Source organism: Lysobacter sp. KIS68-7 (genome assembly GCF_021284745.1).
Lineage (GTDB): Bacteria > Pseudomonadota > Gammaproteobacteria > Xanthomonadales > Xanthomonadaceae > Noviluteimonas.
Map to the genome: position 1 here is coordinate 1,726,325 of NZ_CP089925.1, position 16,472 is coordinate 1,742,796.

A 16,472-nucleotide genomic window follows, 5' to 3' on the forward strand; every position below is an offset into this window, starting at 1 on the left:
GCCCTCCGGGGCGCCCGACCCGAGAGTCGGACCAATCTGTGACGGACGTCACGCTGCACTGCGACAATCGGCGCTGCGCTGCGGGGCTGGCGGGCGGGGCGCCGGGGGAAGGCGGCCCGGTTGCGCAGGTCGCCCGGAAAGCTCTGCAATGTCATGCTTCTCCGGAGATCACGAATTCAGCGCGTTCATGCAGAGCACGACGGAAGTCGAAACCCTCATCGTCGGAGGCGGTGCCGTGGGTCTGGCCTGCGCGCTTGCCTTGCGCGAGGCCGGCCGCCAGGTGCGCGTGATCGAAGCCACCCGCGTCGGCGCCGGTGCCTCGCACGGCAACTGCGGGACCATCACGCCGAGCCACGCCCCGCCGCTGGCCGCGCCGGGCATGGTGCAGACCGCGTTGCGCTGGATGCTGCAGCCCGACGCGCCGCTGTACATCCAACCGCGCGTGGATCCGCGCCTGTGGCGTTGGCTGCTCACCTTCGCGGGGCGTTGCAACGCGCGCGATTGGGAAACGAGCGCACGCGCGAAGTCGCGGCTCCTCAATGACTCGCGCACGCGCCTGGCCGACTGGATCCGCGACTACGCACTCGACTGCGAATTCGTCGAATCCGGCGAGGACTACGTGTTCCGCGACCCGCGCCGTCGCGACAAGGACCTGCACGAAGTGCCGTTCCTGCGCCAACTCGGCGTGCCGGTGGAAACCTTCGATGGACCCACCTACCAGGCATCGGAGCCGGCGCTCAAGCCCGGCGTCGTCGGCGCGATCCGCTTCACGGGCGATGCCGCGCTGCGGCCGGACAAGTACGTTGCCGAGCTCGCACGCACGCTGCGCGCGCGCGGTGGCGAAATCGCCGAAGGCTGTGCATTCGAAAGCCTCGAACGCCTGCGCGACGGCCGCATGTGCGTGCAGACCACGCAAGGCGCGATCGAAGCGCGCGACGTGGTCATTGCAGCCGGGGCATGGTCGCCGCAACTCGCGCGCGCGATCGGCTTTCCCGCGTTGCGCAACGCGATGCAACCGGGCAAGGGCTACTCGATCACCTACGACCCGCCGTCGCGCGTGCCTTCGCGGCCTTTGATCCTGCGCGAGCGTTCGGTCTGCGTGACGGCCTGGGCGAGCGGCTACCGCCTGGGCAGCACGATGGAGTTCTCCGGCTACGACACCACGCTCAACGAGCGCCGCCTCGCCGCACTGGAGCGCGGCGCCGCCGAATACCTGCACGAGCCCGTCGGCCCGCGCGTGCGCGAACGGTGGTACGGCTGGCGACCGATGAGCTGCGACGACATCCCGATCATCGGCGCGGTGCCGGGCCAGGCGAACCTGTGGCTGGCCACCGGGCACGGAATGATGGGCATCGGCATGAGCACCGGAACGGGCCAGCTCATCGCGGATCTCGTCGCGGGCCGCGCACCGTCGGTCGATCCTGCCCCCTATTCGCCGGCACGCTTCGCCTAGACTCCGCGCCATGGCCGATCTCTTCACCCTGCATCGCGGCACCGCGCCCCTGCTGGTCAGCGTGCCGCACGACGGCAGCGAGATCCCGGCGGAACTTGCCGCGCGCATGACGCCACGCGCACGCATCGCACCCGACACCGACTGGCATGTCGCGCGCCTGTACGAAGTGGCGCTTGCGCTCGGCGCATCGATCCTGCGTCCGCGCTATTCGCGCTACGTCGTCGACCTCAATCGGCCGCCGGACGATGTGTCGCTGTATCCCGGCCAGAACACGACGGGCCTGTGCCCCGCGGTGCAGTTCACCGGCGAGCCCGTGTACGTCGATGGGCAGGCGCCCGACGAAGCGGAAGTCGCAGCGCGCGTCGACACCTACTGGCGCCCGTACCACGCCGCGTTGCAGGACGAGTTGCAGCGCATCCGCACGACGCACGGCCGCGCGCTGTTATGGGAAGGCCACACGATCAAGGGCAGCGACCTCGCGTTCCTGTTCGAAGGGCGCCTGCCGGACCTCAACCTCGGCACCTCGGGCGGTGCGAGCTGCTCGCCCGCGCTGCAGGGCAGGCTCGAAGCCGCGCTCGCGTCGCAGACGGACTACGACTGGGTCGCCAACGGGCGCTTCAAGGGCGGCTACATCACGCGCCACTACGCCGCACCGGGCGAGGGCATCGATGCCGTGCAGCTGGAGATGAGCCAGCGCACCTACATGGACGAAGCCACCTTCGCATGGAGCGACGAACGCGCGCCGCGCGCGCAAGCCATGATCCGCACTTTGCTTACGGCCGCGCTCGCATGAAGAACGACAATCCGTCGGGCCGCAGGTTGCATTTCGCCACCGCCGGCCAGCGTTTGTCCTCGGTGCTGGTGTTCGCCGTGTTCGCCGCGTTGATCTGGGCGGCGTGGAGCGGACGCTACGACCGCGAGGTCAACCATGTCGCGGGGTGGATGCGCACGCACTGGAACGCGCTGGTGCATTGAGCGCGGCAAGCGCGCAAAAAAAGGGCGGCCATCGGGCCGCCCTTTTTTGTTGCATCGTGCGTGTGTTACTTCCCCGTCGCCGCCGTCTGCGCACCCGGACCGATGTACTTGTCCAGGAACTTCTCCATGCGGGTGTACAGCTCCGCGATGTTTTCCGGCTTGGCGAAACCGTGGCCTTCGCCGGCAGCGAGGAATTCCTCTGCCGGATGGCCCGCTTCGCGCAGCGCCGCCGACATCGCCTTGAACTGGTTCAGGTCCGCGGTGTTGTCGGCCTTGCCGTGCACGAGCATGACCGGCACCCCGATTTCCTTCGCGCGCAGGGCAGGCGAGATCTTCGCCAGTGCGGCCGTGTCGGTGCCCAGGGTGCGCTTCCAGAAGCGGGTGCTGCGGTCGCTCTCGCCCTGGTTGCCGTCGGTCTTGCGCATCAGCGGCAGGTCGTACACGCCGACGTAGCCGATGGCGCACTTGTACGTGCCCGGGTTGACGATCGGTTGCATCAGCGCGGAATAGCCACCGAAGCTCGCGCCGAACATGCAGACGCGATTCGGGTCCACCAGCTTGTTGTCGATGGCGTACTTCAGGCCGTCGGTGATGTCGTTCTGGATCTTGTCGCCCCAGCCCAGCCAGCCGGAACGCTCGAACGCGAGACCGCGACCGGATGAACCTCGGTAGTTGATCTGCAACACCGCGTAACCGCGGCTGGCGAGGAACTGCACTTCCGAGTCGAAGCCCCATTCGTCGGCGACGCCGTACGGACCGCCGTGCGGCATGACGACCGTCGGCATCGGGCCGTTGCCCTTCGACGTGTACAGGCCGAACAGCTGCGTGCCGTCGCGCGTGGTGAAGGAGATCGGACGCGTGGTCGCCATCGTTTCCGGCTTCACCCACGGGCGGAACTCGACCAGCTTCTGCGCCTTCTTGGCGGCGCGGTCGTACAGGTACCAGTCGCCGGGGCTGCGGTCGGAGGAAACCGAGAAGAGCACCTTGTTGCCATCGCGGCTGACGTCGTTGAACCACACGATGTTGCCCGGGAAGGACTTCATCAGGCCGGCATGCAGCTTCGCCCACTCCGAATCCATCTTGATGTACTGGATGGAAGGCTTGTCGGTGTTGAAGTACACGGCGAACGGCACGCCGTCGCGGCCTTCGATCATCCAGTTCGCCACTTCGGCGTCCGGACGCCCGGCGAGCTTGGTGCGCGTGCCTGCGGCGAGGTCGATGCGGTATGCCTGCTCGGGCTCCAGGCCATCGGTGACGAAGGCATACAGCGTGTTGTTGTCCGCTTCCCAGCGGCTGTTCCACAGCATGCGGCCGGCGATCGACTTCGGCATCGGCTCCCACGCCGCGCCCTTGGTGCGGCGGTAGGACATCACCGGCTCGTCGTTGTCGTCGAGCGTGCGGCGGATGCGCGCCTCGCCCGTGCGGTCGAACTGGTACCAGGCGAGCTTGTCGCCGCGTTCCACTTCCTTGCGTTCGCCCGTGCGCGTGTCGACGCGGAAGATCACCGTGTCCGGTTCCTTGCCGCAGGTCGCGCAGGTGAAGTCGACCAACGCCATGCCCGGCTGGTCGTCGAGGACCTTGATCACGTCCGCCCAACCTTCGTCCTTGCGCTTGCCGCGCACCAGGCCGGCGTCGGGGACGTAACCGAACAGCACGTCCTGGTTCTTGCCGTTGATGTCGGCAGTCATCAGCTGGCCGGTCGAATACGGGCGCGCCATGAGCGGTTCGAGCTTGGCGCGCGCCACGACGACGCGGTCGTCGGCGGTCCAGGTCACGTCGGAGACGTGTTCCATCTTGCCGAAGCGCAGGACCTGCGTCTTGCCGCTGCCATCGAGCTTGACGATCTGCAGCTGCGTTTCCTGGCCGTCGGCCGTCGGCACCTCGATCGCCGCGTACTCGCCGGTGGGCGAGAGCGTCGCACCCCAGGCTTCCGAGCGCTTGGCGAAATCGGTGATGGGAATCTGCTGGGCCATGGCCGGCGCGGCGACGGCCACGAGCAGCGCGCACGTCCAGCGCGCGAGGGACTTGAATTGCATTGGGTGATCCTTGGAGTGCGTTCGCCTCTCCCCGAGGCGCGCACAGGGTAGCGTCCGACCGCAGGCGCACCAATAGGAAAAAAGCGGGGTGTCCGCTTTCGGTAGCGATCAGACCTCGAGGGTAGCGAGATCGCCCTTGGATTCGAGCCAAGTCTTGCGATCGCCGGCACGTTTCTTCGCCAGCAGCATGTCCATCAGCGAGCGGGTTTCGCCGTCGTCGTCCACGGTGAGCTGGACCAGGCGGCGGGTGTCCGGGTGGATGGTGGACTCGCGCAACTGTTGCGGGTTCATTTCGCCCAGGCCCTTGAAGCGGGTGACGTGCACCGTGCCCTTGACCTTCTCGCGCTCGATGCGCTCCAGCAGCAGGCGCTTTTCCTCCTCGTCGAGCGCGTAAAACACCTGCTTGCCCACGTCCACGCGGAACAACGGCGGCATCGCGACGAACACGTTGCCGGCGGTGACCAGCGCGGGGAAATGCTTGAGGAACAAGGCCGTGAGCAGCGTGGCGATGTGCAGGCCGTCGGAGTCCGCGTCGGCCAGGATGATCACCTTGCCGTAGCGCAGGCCGCTGATGTCGTCCTTGCCGGGATCGCAGCCGATGGCCACCGCGAGGTCGTGCACTTCGGTGGAGGCGAGCACGCTGCCGGAGGCGACTTCCCAGGTGTTGAGGATCTTGCCGCGCAGCGGAAGGATCGCCTGGAAGTCCTTGTCGCGCGCCTGGCGCGCGCTGCCGCCTGCCGAGTCGCCTTCCACGAGGAACAGTTCGGTGCGCGAGAGGTCCTGCGAAATGCAGTCGGCGAGCTTGCCCGGCAGGGCGGGGCCCTGCGTGACCTTCTTGCGGGTGATCTGCTTTTCGGTCTTCAGGCGCGCGCTGGCGCGTTCGATGGCCAGCTGCGCGATGCGCGTGCCCATTTCCACGTGCTGGTTCAGGTACAGCGAGAACGCGTCGTGCGCGGCGCCTTCGATGAAGCCGGCGGCCTGGCGCGAGGACAGGCGTTCCTTGGTCTGGCCGCTGAACTGCGGGTCGGTCATCTTCAGCGAAAGCACGAACGCCACGCGGTCCCACACGTCTTCCGGCGCGAGCTTCACGCCGCGCGGCAGCAGGTTGCGGAAATCGCAGAACTCGCGCAGGGCATCGGTGAAACCCGTGCGCAGGCCGTTGACGTGCGTGCCGTGCTGCGCGGTCGGGATCAGGTTGACGTAGCTTTCCTGCACCAGGTCGCCTTCGGGCACCCAGGCGACGGCCCAGTCGACGATCTCGGTGTCCTTCTTCAGCGAACCGACGAACAACTCCGGTGGCAGCACTTCACGCGCGCCTTCGGCCTGCAGTTCGCCGCGCAGGTAATCGCGCAGGCCGTCTTCGTAATGCCATTCGATGCGTTCGCCGCTGGCTTCGTCGAACAGCTTCACGTGCAGGCCGGGGCAGAGCACGGCCTTGGCGCGCAACAGATGCTTGAGCGAGCGCAGGTTGAACTTCGGGGTATCGAAATACTTCGGGTCGGGCCAGAAGCGCAGGCGCGTGCCGGTGTTCTTCTTGCCGACGGTGCCGACGGTCTCCAGCGCCGAGGCGCGGTCGCCGTCCTTGAACGCCATGCGGTATTCGGTGCCGTCGCGCTTGATGAAGACATCGACGTGCTTGGACAGCGCGTTCACCACGCTCACGCCCACGCCGTGCAGGCCGCCGGAGAAGGTGTAGTTCTTGTTGCTGAACTTGCCGCCCGCGTGGAGGCGCGTGAGGATCAGTTCCACGCCCGGGATTTTCTGTTCCGGGTGGATGTCCACCGGCATCCCGCGGCCGTTGTCGGACACCTCGCAGCTGCCGTCCTCGAACAGGGCCACCTCGATGGTGTCGGCGTGGCCGGCCAGCGCTTCGTCCACCGCGTTGTCGATGACCTCCTGCGCCAGGTGGTTGGGGCGCGCGGTGTCGGTGTACATGCCGGGGCGGCGCTTGACCGGGTCCAGGCCCGACAGGACTTCGATGTCGGCGGCGTTGTAGCGGGAATTCATCGCGTGGGGGATTTGCCGGGGGTACGTCGGACGGGAAGGATAGCGTGAACGGCACGGGCGGCCGGCGGGCCGAAGGGCCTGTGCCAGTCGCGGGCGAGGGCCGCTCCCGGTAGACTACGGCTTTCCGGAAGCCTGATTTCCCATGACGCCCTCAGTTTCCAGGACGCCGCTCGTGTTCGTCACCGGCGGCGTGGTGTCCTCGCTCGGCAAGGGCATCGCTGCGGCCTCGCTGGCCGCCATCCTCGAAGCGCGCGGTCTGCGCGTGACGATGATGAAGCTCGACCCCTACATCAACGTCGATCCGGGCACGATGAGCCCGTTCCAGCACGGCGAGGTCTACGTCACCGACGACGGTGCGGAGACCGACCTCGACCTCGGCCACTACGAGCGCTACGTGCGCACGCGCCTGAGCCGCAAGAACTCGATCACCACCGGCCGGATCTACGAGAACGTGATCCGCAAGGAACGCCGCGGCGACTACCTCGGCGGCACCGTGCAGGTGATCCCGCACATCACCGACGAGATCCGCCGCTGCATCGAAGACGCGACGGCCGGTTACGACGTCGGCCTGGTGGAGATCGGCGGTACGGTCGGCGACATCGAGTCGCTGCCCTTCCTCGAAGCCATCCGCCAGATCCGCACCGAGCGCGGCCCCGAGCATGCGCTGTTCATGCACCTCACCCTGGTGCCCTACATCGCGGCCGCCGGCGAGCTGAAGACCAAGCCGACGCAGCACTCGGTGAAGGAACTGCGGTCAATCGGCATCCAGCCGGACATCCTGCTGTGCCGCAGCGAGCAGCCGCTGCCCGACGGCGAGCGCCGCAAGATCGCGCTGTTCACCAACGTGCCGGAGAAAGCGGTCATCTCCGCCGTCGACCTGGACAACATCTACAAGATCCCGATGTGGCTGCACGCGCAGGGCCTGGACAAGATCGTGGTCGAGCGCCTCGCTCTCGCGGCGAAGGCCGATGCGGACCTGTCCGAATGGGAGGCCGTGGTGGATGCGGCCGAGCATCCGGTCGACGAGGTCACCATCGCCGTCGTCGGCAAGTACGTCGACCACCAGGACGCCTACAAGTCGCTGGCCGAAGCGCTCAAGCACGGCGGCCTGCGCCAGCGCACCCGCGTGCGCCTGAAGTGGATGGAATCCTCCGACGTCGAAAAGGACGGCGGCAAGGCGCTGGAAGGCGTGGACGGCATCCTCGTGCCGGGCGGCTTCGGCGATCGCGGCTTCGAAGGCAAGATCCTCACGGCCAAGCACGCGCGTGAACAGCGCGTGCCGTATTTCGGCATCTGCTACGGCATGCAGGCCGCGGTCGTGGATTACGCGCGCCACGTGCTCAAGCTGGACGACGCCAACAGCACCGAGAACGACAAGCAGAGCAAGCACCCGGTGATCGGCCTGATCACCGAATGGCGCACCGCCTCGGGCGACGTCGAACGCCGCAACGAAGAGAGCGACCTCGGCGGCACCATGCGCCTGGGCCTGCAGGACCAGCGCATCAAGCCGGGCACGCTCGCGCACAAGGTGTACGGCAAGGACGTGGTCGGCGAGCGCCATCGCCATCGCTACGAATTCAACAACCGCTACCGCACGCAGCTCGAAGACGCGGGCCTGGTGGTCAGCGCGAAGTCGATGGACGACCTGCTGGTCGAAATGGTCGAGCTGCCGCAGTCGGCGCATCCGTGGTTCCTGGCCTGCCAGGCGCACCCGGAATTCCTGTCGACCCCGCGCGACGGCCATCCGCTGTTCGTCGGCTTCATCCGCGCGGCACGCGAATACAAAGCCCAGGCGGGCGGCCGCCTGCTGAAGGAGGCGAGCGCATGAAGCTCGCAGGCTTCGAGGTCGGCCTCGACAAACCGTTCTTCCTCATCGCCGGTCCGTGCGTCATCGAGTCGATGCAACTGCAGCTCGACACCGCCGCCACGCTGAAGGAAATCACCAGCGAACTCGGCATTCCCTTCATCTTCAAGTCGAGCTTCGACAAGGCGAACCGCACCAGCGGCACCAGCTTCCGCGGCCCCGGCCTGGAAGAAGGCCTGAAGGTGCTCGCCGAAGTGAAGCGCCAGTTGAACGTGCCTGTGCTCACGGACGTCCACGAATACACGCCGATGAATGAAGTGGCGAGCGTGGTCGACGTGCTGCAGACGCCCGCGTTCCTGTGCCGCCAGACCGACTTCATCCAGAACGTCGCGAACGCGGGCAAACCGGTGAACATCAAGAAGGGCCAGTTCCTCTCGCCCTGGGAAATGAAGCACGTCGCCGCGAAGGCGAAGGCGACCGGCAACGAGCAGATCATGGTCTGCGAACGCGGCGCGAGCTTCGGCTACAACAACCTCGTCAGCGACATGCGTTCGCTGTCGGTGATGCGCGATACGGGCTGCCCGGTGGTGTTCGACGCCACGCATTCGGTGCAGTTGCCCGGCGGCGCGGAAGGCAAGAGCGGTGGCCAGCGCGAATTCGTGCCCGTGCTCTCGCGCGCGGCGATGGCGGTGGGCATCGCCGGCATCTTCATGGAAACGCACCCCGACCCCGACAAGGCGCTGAGCGACGGCCCCAACGCCTGGCCGCTGCCGAAGATGCGCGCGCTGCTCGAGACGCTGCTCGAAATCGACCGCATCACCAAAAAGAACGGATTCCTCGAAAACTCCTGACCATGACAACCATTGCCAAGATCCACGCCCGCGAAATCCTCGACAGCCGCGGCAACCCCACCCTCGAAGCGGAAGTGACCCTCGCCGACGGCAGCTTCGGCCGCGCGATGGTGCCCTCGGGCGCCTCCACCGGCACGAAGGAAGCGGTCGAACTGCGCGACGGCGACAAGACGCGCTACCTCGGCAAGGGCGTGCGCACCGCCGTGCAGAACGTCAACACGACGATCGCCCATGCGCTGCACGGTTTCGACGGCGACCAGGTCGCGCTCGACCACCGCCTGATCGACCTCGACGGCACCGAGAACAAGGGCCGCCTGGGCGCGAATGCGCTGCTGGGTGTTTCGCTCGCCAACGCGCACGCCGTCGCCGCTTCGCGCGGCATGCCGCTGTGGCAGCACCTGGCGAACGGCAATCCCGTCGAACTGCCCGTGCCGATGATGAACATCGTCAACGGCGGCGCGCATGCCGACAACAACGTCGACCTGCAGGAATTCATGGTGCTGCCGGTCGGCTTCGACTCCTTCGCCGAATCGCTGCGCGCCGGCACCGAGATCTTCCACGCGCTGAAGTCGGTGCTGAAGGGCCGCGGCCTGAGCACGGCCGTCGGCGACGAAGGCGGCTTCGCGCCCGACCTGCGCTCGAACGAAGAAGCGCTGGAAACCATCCTCGAAGCGATCGGCAAGGCCGGCTACAAGGCGGGCGAAGACGTGCTGCTCGGCCTGGACGTCGCCTCCAGCGAATTCTTCGACAACGGCAAGTACAACCTCACCGGCGAAGGCAAGCGCCTGACCTCGGAACAGTTCGTCGATTTCCTCGCCGGCTGGTGTGCGCAGTACCCGATCATCACGATCGAAGACGGCATGGCCGAACACGACTGGGCCGGCTGGAAGCTGCTCACGCAGCGCCTGGGCGAGAAGGTGCAGCTGGTCGGCGACGACCTGTTCGTCACCAACCCGCGCATCTTCAAGGAAGGCATCGAGCAGGGCGTGGCGAACGCGATCCTGATCAAGGTCAACCAGATCGGCACGCTGACCGAAACGCTGGAAGCGATCGCGATGGCCGACAAGGCGCGTTACGCCGCGGTCGTCTCGCACCGTTCGGGCGAAACCGAGGACACGACGATCGCCGACATCGCCGTCGCGACCACGGCGACGCAGATCAAGACCGGCTCGCTGTGCCGCTCCGACCGCGTGGCGAAGTACAACCAGTTGCTGCGCATCGAAGAGCAGCTGGGCGGCGCCGCGCGCTACGCCGGCCGATCCGCCTTCGTGTCGCTGAGGCGCTGAGGCTGCATGCGCGTACTTCGCGTCGTCCTGGTACTGCTGATCGCGCTGCTGGCGTGGTTGCAGTACCGGCTGTGGTTCGGCCACGGCGGTGCGGGTGAAGTGCAGGCGCTCTCGACGCAAGTGGAAAAGCAGGCCCGCGACAACGCGGGCCTGCGCCAGCGCAACGCGGAAGTGGCGGCGGAAGTCGAAGACCTGAAGTCCGGCGAAGCCGCGGTGGAAGAACGCGCGCGCAGCGAGCTCGGCATGATCAAGCCGGGTGAAACGTTCTATCGCGTGGTCGAGCCGGCGTCGACTTCGACCGCGCCCCAACCCGACGCGGCCTCCGACAGCGGGGAGTCGCCGTGATCTGGGCGATCGTGCCCGCGGCAGGGCGCGGTTCGCGTTACGGCGGTGCCTTGCCGAAGCAGTACCTGGAAATCGCGGGCGCGCCCTTGCTCGCGTATTCCCTGCGCGCGGTGCTCGCGCATCCTTCCGTCGGCGGTGCGATGGTGGTGTTGTCGGAAGACGACACGCTGTGGCCGGGCTGGACGGAGATCGACGGCAAGCCGGTGCGCACATGCATCGGCGGCGCCGAACGCGCGGATTCCGTGCTCGCCGGCCTGGCGGCATTGCCGGACGATGTGCGGCCCGACGACTTCGTCCTCGTGCACGATGCGGCGCGCCCGCACCTGCGCGCCGCGGACCTTGAACGCCTGCTCGACCTCGGTCGCGGCGATCCGGTCGGCGCCATCCTCGCCGCACCGGTGCGCGACACCTTGAAGCGCGCGGGCGACGACGGCGGCATCGACGCCACCGAATCGCGCGATCGCCTGTGGCGCGCGCTCACGCCGCAACTGTTCCGTCGCCTGCAGCTCACGCGCGCGCTCGAAGCCGCGCGCAACGCTGGCATCACCGTGACCGACGAAGCGATGGCGATGGAACGACTGGGCCATCGCCCGCTGCTGGTGGAAGGCAGCGACGACAATCTCAAAGTGACGACGCCCGCGGACCTGCCGCTGGCCGAGTTCCTGTTGCGCCTTGCGCGCGAACGACGCCTGGGGAGCGCGCCATGAACATCCGGATCGGACAGGGCTACGACGTCCACGCCTTCGGCCCGGGCGACCACGTGATGCTCGGCGGCGTGCGCGTGCCGCACGATTGCGGCGTGATCGCGCATTCCGACGGCGACGTGGTGCTGCACGCCCTGTGCGATGCGATGCTCGGCGCGCTCGCGCTGGGCGACATCGGCAAGCATTTCCCGCCGAGCGACCCGCGCTGGAAGGGGGCCGACAGCCGCCTGTTCGTGCGCCACTGCAAGCAGTTGCTCGCCGAACATCGCTACACGCTGGGCAACGTGGACATCACCGTGGTCTGCGAGCGCCCGCGCATCGGGCCGCATGCGGGCGAAATGCGCGGCCTGATCGCGGCCGACCTCGGCGTCGCCGTGGATGCGATTTCGGTCAAGGCGACGACCACCGAGAAGCTCGGCTTCACCGGCCGCGGGGAAGGCATCGCCGCGCAGGCGGTGTGCCTGCTCGTGCGCGAGTGAACGCTGCGCCGCGCGCGCACGGCGAGGCCGTGCTGACCGCCCGCTTGCGGGTGACGCCGGAAGATTTCCGTGTCGACGAAATCGACGCCTTCGACGCGAGCGGGCAGGGCGAGCACCTGCTGCTCACGATCGAAAAGCGCGGCATGAACACGGCCTTCGCGGCGAAGAAACTCGCAACGTGGGCCGGCATCTCCGAGATGGGCGTGAGCTATGCGGGCCTGAAGGATCGGCACGCGGTGACGCGGCAGCGCTTCACCGTGCACCTGCCGAAGAAGGTCGCGCCCGAACTCGCGCTGCTGGAAGCGGACGATTTCCACGTGATCGATTCGGCCTGGCATGCGCGCAAGCTGCCGCGCGGCGCCTTGTCGGGGAATCGCTTCGTGCTGACCTTGCGCGAGATCGTCGGCGAGCGTGCGCGGATCGAAGCGCGCTTGCAGGCCATCGCGCAACGCGGCGTTCCGAATGCATTCGGTGAACAACGCTTCGGTCGCGCGGGCGACAACGTCGCGCAGGCGCTGGCGATGTTCGGCGGCCGCCGCGTGAAGCGCGAGCAGCGCACGATGTTGTTGTCGGCCGCGCGTTCGGCGCTGTTCAACCGCGCGCTCGATGCGCGGATCACCGACGATTCGTGGGATCGCGCGCTCGACGGCGAGGTGTGGATGCTCGATGGGTCGCGCAGCGTGTTCGGTCCCGAGCCTTTCGACGACACCCTCGCGCAACGCCTCGCTGCCTTCGACATCCATCCGACCGGACCGCTGTGGGGCGCCGGCGACCTGCGCACGACCGACGCGGTCCGCGCGCTCGAACTGCACGCACTCGACGACGAAGAATCCCGCGCATTGCGTGCAGGCCTCGAAGGCGCGGGCATGAAACAGGAACGTCGCGCCCTGCGCCTGCGCCCGCAGGACCTGCAATGGGAATGGCTCGGCGACGACGTGCTGCGCCTTGGCTTCGCATTGCCGCCCGGTTCCTACGCCACCACCGTACTCGCCGAACTGGGCGACTTCGGCAAGATCGACGGCTAGCGTTTCGCCGCCAGCAGCACGAGCACCGCGCCCGTGCCGCCCTGGTTCGCGGGCGCCGAGGCGAAGGCCAGGACGTCGGCACGATGCCGCAATTGCCGGTCGACCAGGTTCTTGAGCACGGGCGCATTGCTGTCGCCGTGCAGGCCCTTGCCGTGGATCACCCGCACGCAGCCAAGGCCTTGCTGCCGCGCGTGGTGGAGGAAGTCGCGCAGCATGGCTTCGGCCTGGCGCGCGTCGGCCCAGTGCAGGTCGATCTCGTCCTGCGAAGCGAAATGCCCGCGCTTGAGCCGCTGCAAGGTGCGTGGCGGCACGTTGTCGCGGCGGTAGGACAAGGCATCGCCGGCCTCGAGCGCATCGGCGGTCAGCGCGCGGCGGAATTCGCTGATCGCCTCCCGCTCGTCGCGCAGGCCCATGCGCGGGGTGGGGCGCGGACGGGGCTTCTCGGGCGGCGGCGCTTGCGCAGGCAACGCGCGCACGGGGCCGATCGCGTCGCGGAACAGCGCGGCGTCGTCCGGTTCGCCCCGGGCGGGCGGGTCTTCCGGCGGACCTTCATGCGTCTTGCGTGCCATGCCACGAGCCTACCGCGATGCTTCGGCTATGATGCGGTCGTCGACGGAAGGACAACAGCTTTGCGCGTATTGGTCAGCAACGACGACGGTGTCGACGCCCCCGGCATCCGGATCCTCGCCCAGGGGCTGCGCGATGCGGGACATCTCGTCACCGTGGTCGCGCCCGACCGTGACCGCAGCGGCGCCAGCAATTCGCTTACCCTCGACGGTCCCGTGCGCGTGGTGGAAATGGAGCCGGGCCGGTTTCGTGTCTTCGGCACGCCCACCGACTGCGTGCACGTGGCGATCACCGGCATGCTCGAAACCGAGCCGGACATCGTCGTCTCCGGCATCAACACCACCGCCAACCTCGGCGACGACGTGATCTATTCCGGCACCGTCGCCGCTGCGATGGAAGGCCGCTTCCTCGGCCTGCCCGCGGTCGCGGTGTCGCTCGCGGCGCACGACCACAACGGCCAGCACTACGAAACGGCCGCCCGCGCCGCGGTGGAAATCATCGCGCGCCTCGCCGTGGACCCGCTGCCGGCCGATACGATCCTCAACGTCAACGTGCCCGACATCGCCTGGGGCGACGTCGCCGGATTCGAAGTCACGCGCCTGGGCAACCGCCATCGCGCCGAGCCGTGCATCCCGCAGCAGGATCCGCGCAACCGCACCTGGTGGTGGATCGGCGCCGCCGGTCCCGAACAGGACGCAGGCCCCGGCACCGATTTCCACGCCGTGCGCACCGGCCATATTTCGATCACGCCGATCCATGTCGACCTCACGCGCTTCCAGGCGCTGGAGCAGGTGGCGAGCTGGGTCGGTGGCCTCGCCGCTTCGTTGCAGGAGCGCCCGGCATGACCGCGCGCATCCATCTGCAACCCGCAGCGGTCGGCATGGGCATGACCTCGCAGCGCGTGCGCGATCGCCTGATCGAACGCCTGCGCGCCAACGACATTTCCGACGAGCGCGTGTTGAACGCGCTGCGTGCGGTGCCGCGCCATCTGTTCGTCGATGAGGCGCTCGCCACGCGCGCCTACGAAGACACTGCGTTGCCGATCGGCCATGGCCAGACGATTTCGCAGCCGTGGGTCGTGGCGAAGATGACGCAGACGCTGCTCGAAGTGCCGCGCCCCGCCGGCGCGCCGACCATGCGCGTGCTCGAGATCGGCACCGGCTCGGGCTACCAGGCCGCGATCCTCGCCGCGCTGGGCCTGGAAGTCTTCACCGTCGAACGCATCGGTGAGCTGCTGCGCACGGCGCGCAAGCGCTTCCGCACGCTCGGCTTCAACATCCGCAGCAAGCACGACGACGGCCGCATCGGTTGGCCGGAACTCGCGCCCTTCGATGCGATCATCGTCACCGCGGCCGCGCCTGCGCTGGTCGATGCACTCACCTCGCAGCTCGCGCCGGGCGGCACGCTGGTGTGCCCGGTCGGCGGCAGCAGCGCGCAATCGCTTGTGCGGTTGCGCAAGGACGACGCCGGCACGGTGGACGAAGCGCAGCTCGCGCCCGTCACCTTCGTGCCGCTCCTGCCAGGGATGGTGGACTGACAATGAAGCTGTTCGGCCCGCTCTACGAACGCACCATCGCGCTCGCACGCCACCCGCGTGCGTCCCTGTGGCTGGTCCTGCTCAGCTTCTTCGAAGCCATCATCTTCCCGATCATGCCGGAAGTGATGCTGGTGCCGATGTGCGTGGCCAAGCCGAAGCGCGGCTTCTGGTTCGCCACGATCAGCCTGGCCGGTTCGATGGTGGGCGCGCTGGTCGGTTACTTCCTCGGGCACTACGCGTTCGAAGCGTTGAAGCCGGTGTTCGCCGCGGTCGGGCTGCTGCACGGGATCGAAGCGGGCATCACGATCGTGCAGGCGAAAATGGCGCAATCGCCGTGGGCGGTGTTCACCTTCCTCGTGCTCGGCGGCTTCATGCCGATTCCGATGAAGGTGTTCACGTGGGCCTCGGGCATCGTGGGCGTGCCGCTGCTGCCGTACATCGCGAGCATGGCGGTGGGGCGCGGCAAGCGCGTGTACCTGCTCGCCCTCGTGGTGCGCCTGGGGGGCGAACGCGCGGAAGAAACCTTGCGCAAGTACATCGAACCGGTGGGTTGGGCGGCGACGGTGCTCGTCGTCGGCCTGGTCGGCTGGCTCATCGTGCGGGCCCACGGCGCATGACGCGCGCGACGCTCGTCCGCTGCATCGCGCTGGGCTTCGTGCTCGCGCTCGCCGCGTGCGGTTCGAGCAAGGTGGTGACGCGCAATACACCGTCGTCGGCGCCGCCGCGCGTGTCGACGCCGAAGTACGGCGCGACCGCGGTGGTGAACCGCGGCGACACGCTGTACGGCATCGCGTTCCGCAACGGCATCGATGTGCGCGACCTCGCGTCCTGGAACGGCATCGGCGCGCCGTACACGATCTATCCGGGGCAGCGGCTGCACCTGTATCCGAAGAACGGCGGCAGCGTGGCGTCCACCGCGCCGCGTCCCGTCGGCACGAAACCGACATCCCCGCGTCCGCCGACGACGGTGCCCAGCGCACCCACGGCACCGCGTCCGGCCCCGCCGCCTGCGGCCCCCGCCACGAGTCCCATTGCGTGGACCTGGCCCGCAAACGGCGATCTCGTCGGCAGCTACGTTTCCGGCGACCAGACCAGGCAAGGCATCGACATCGGCGGCGACGGCGGCGCGCCCGTGCGTGCGGCGGGCGATGGTGTCGTGGTGTATTCCGGCGCGGGCCTGGTCGGTTACGGCGAGCTGATCATCGTCAAGCACAACGATGCATGGTTGTCGGCGTACGGCCACAACCGCATGCGTATGGTCAACGAAGGGCAGATCGTGAAGGCCGGTCAGCAGATCGCGGAAATGGGCCACACGGGCGCCGCGCGCGACATGCTGCACTTCGAGATCCGCTACAACGGCAAGCCGGTGGATCCGCAGGCGTACCTGCCGAAGCGTTGATTCA

The 16,472-nt window shown here is 67.9% G+C and carries 17 protein-coding genes; 14 read left to right on the forward strand and 3 right to left on the reverse strand.

The features are described 5' to 3' along the window. Positions 1-187 precede the first annotated feature (187 nt). From LVB87_RS08305 to LVB87_RS08315, 3 genes are read left to right on the forward strand one after another with little or no spacing between them, the layout of a single operon-like run. On the forward strand, positions 188-1,453 hold the full coding sequence (locus LVB87_RS08305) for an FAD-dependent oxidoreductase (RefSeq protein WP_232897521.1): 1,266 nt from the start codon (positions 188-190) through the stop codon (positions 1,451-1,453). Between the two features lie 10 nt (positions 1,454-1,463). Further along, positions 1,464-2,246 carry an N-formylglutamate deformylase gene (gene hutG, locus LVB87_RS08310; protein ID WP_232897522.1) on the forward strand — a complete coding sequence of 261 codons (783 nt, stop codon included), beginning with the start codon at positions 1,464-1,466 and terminating at the stop codon, positions 2,244-2,246. Continuing rightward, positions 2,243-2,428 (forward strand): hypothetical protein, encoded by a 186-nt coding sequence (locus LVB87_RS08315; RefSeq protein ID WP_232897523.1) that lies wholly within the window; start codon positions 2,243-2,245, stop codon positions 2,426-2,428. Before hutG ends, LVB87_RS08315 begins: the two co-directional genes overlap by 4 nt. Positions 2,429-2,493: 65 nt before the next feature. On the opposite strand, the gene LVB87_RS08320 is transcribed toward LVB87_RS08315, so the two are convergent. Together LVB87_RS08320 and parE are read right to left on the reverse strand one after the other, a co-directional pair. Further along, positions 2,494-4,464, reverse strand: a complete 1,971-nt coding sequence (locus LVB87_RS08320; protein ID WP_232897524.1) for a prolyl oligopeptidase family serine peptidase — start codon at positions 4,462-4,464, stop codon at positions 2,494-2,496. A gap of 108 nt (positions 4,465-4,572) precedes the next feature. Next, positions 4,573-6,471, reverse strand: coding sequence for a DNA topoisomerase IV subunit B (parE, locus tag LVB87_RS08325; RefSeq protein ID WP_232897525.1), 1,899 nt, complete (start codon positions 6,469-6,471; stop codon positions 4,573-4,575). Between the two features lie 142 nt (positions 6,472-6,613). Here parE and LVB87_RS08330 point away from each other — a divergent pair, with 142 nt between their 5' ends. From LVB87_RS08330 to truD, 7 genes are read left to right on the forward strand one after another with little or no spacing between them, the layout of a single operon-like run. Next, positions 6,614-8,299: a CTP synthase gene (locus LVB87_RS08330; RefSeq protein WP_232897526.1), complete on the forward strand. Its 1,686-nt coding sequence runs from the start codon at positions 6,614-6,616 to the stop codon at positions 8,297-8,299. Then, positions 8,296-9,126 (forward strand): 3-deoxy-8-phosphooctulonate synthase, encoded by an 831-nt coding sequence (gene kdsA / locus LVB87_RS08335; protein WP_232897527.1) that lies wholly within the window; start codon positions 8,296-8,298, stop codon positions 9,124-9,126. Before LVB87_RS08330 ends, kdsA begins: the two co-directional genes overlap by 4 nt. Positions 9,127-9,128: 2 nt before the next feature. Continuing rightward, on the forward strand, positions 9,129-10,412 hold the full coding sequence (eno, locus tag LVB87_RS08340) for a phosphopyruvate hydratase (protein WP_232897528.1): 1,284 nt from the start codon (positions 9,129-9,131) through the stop codon (positions 10,410-10,412). A 6-nt stretch (positions 10,413-10,418) separates the two neighbouring features. After that, on the forward strand, positions 10,419-10,757 hold the full coding sequence (ftsB, locus tag LVB87_RS08345) for a cell division protein FtsB (RefSeq protein WP_232897529.1): 339 nt from the start codon (positions 10,419-10,421) through the stop codon (positions 10,755-10,757). Then, positions 10,754-11,464, forward strand: a complete 711-nt coding sequence (gene ispD, locus LVB87_RS08350) for a 2-C-methyl-D-erythritol 4-phosphate cytidylyltransferase (protein WP_232897530.1) — start codon at positions 10,754-10,756, stop codon at positions 11,462-11,464. The genes ftsB and ispD overlap by 4 nt, the downstream gene beginning before the upstream one ends. Next, the gene (gene ispF / locus LVB87_RS08355; RefSeq protein ID WP_232897531.1) at positions 11,461-11,940 is read left to right on the forward strand and encodes a 2-C-methyl-D-erythritol 2,4-cyclodiphosphate synthase; all 480 of its coding nucleotides are present in this window, start codon (positions 11,461-11,463) and stop codon (positions 11,938-11,940) included. The genes ispD and ispF overlap by 4 nt, the downstream gene beginning before the upstream one ends. Next, entirely contained in the window at positions 11,937-12,965 is a 1,029-nt protein-coding gene (truD, locus tag LVB87_RS08360) for a tRNA pseudouridine(13) synthase TruD (protein ID WP_232897532.1), read from the forward strand. Before ispF ends, truD begins: the two co-directional genes overlap by 4 nt. Here the strand turns inward: truD and LVB87_RS08365 are convergent. Next, positions 12,962-13,534, reverse strand: a complete 573-nt coding sequence (locus LVB87_RS08365; protein WP_232897533.1) for a Smr/MutS family protein — start codon at positions 13,532-13,534, stop codon at positions 12,962-12,964. The two genes, truD and LVB87_RS08365, sit on opposite strands and share 4 nt — an antisense overlap. A 60-nt stretch (positions 13,535-13,594) precedes the next feature. On the opposite strand from LVB87_RS08365, the gene surE reads away from it, so the two are divergent. Genes surE through LVB87_RS08385 form a run of 4 tightly spaced genes read left to right on the forward strand, consistent with a single transcriptional unit; the run spans position 13,595 to position 16,468 of the window. Then, positions 13,595-14,377 carry a 5'/3'-nucleotidase SurE gene (gene surE / locus LVB87_RS08370; RefSeq protein ID WP_232897534.1) on the forward strand — a complete coding sequence of 261 codons (783 nt, stop codon included), beginning with the start codon at positions 13,595-13,597 and terminating at the stop codon, positions 14,375-14,377. Next, positions 14,374-15,069, forward strand: a complete 696-nt coding sequence (locus LVB87_RS08375; RefSeq protein WP_232897535.1) for a protein-L-isoaspartate(D-aspartate) O-methyltransferase — start codon at positions 14,374-14,376, stop codon at positions 15,067-15,069. The genes surE and LVB87_RS08375 overlap by 4 nt, the downstream gene beginning before the upstream one ends. 2 nt (positions 15,070-15,071) lie before the next feature. After that, complete coding sequence (locus LVB87_RS08380) at positions 15,072-15,686, forward strand: YqaA family protein (RefSeq protein ID WP_232897536.1); 615 nt, start codon at positions 15,072-15,074, stop codon at positions 15,684-15,686. Then, positions 15,683-16,468 carry a peptidoglycan DD-metalloendopeptidase family protein gene (locus tag LVB87_RS08385; RefSeq protein ID WP_232897537.1) on the forward strand — a complete coding sequence of 262 codons (786 nt, stop codon included), beginning with the start codon at positions 15,683-15,685 and terminating at the stop codon, positions 16,466-16,468. Before LVB87_RS08380 ends, LVB87_RS08385 begins: the two co-directional genes overlap by 4 nt. Positions 16,469-16,472 lie beyond the last annotated feature (4 nt).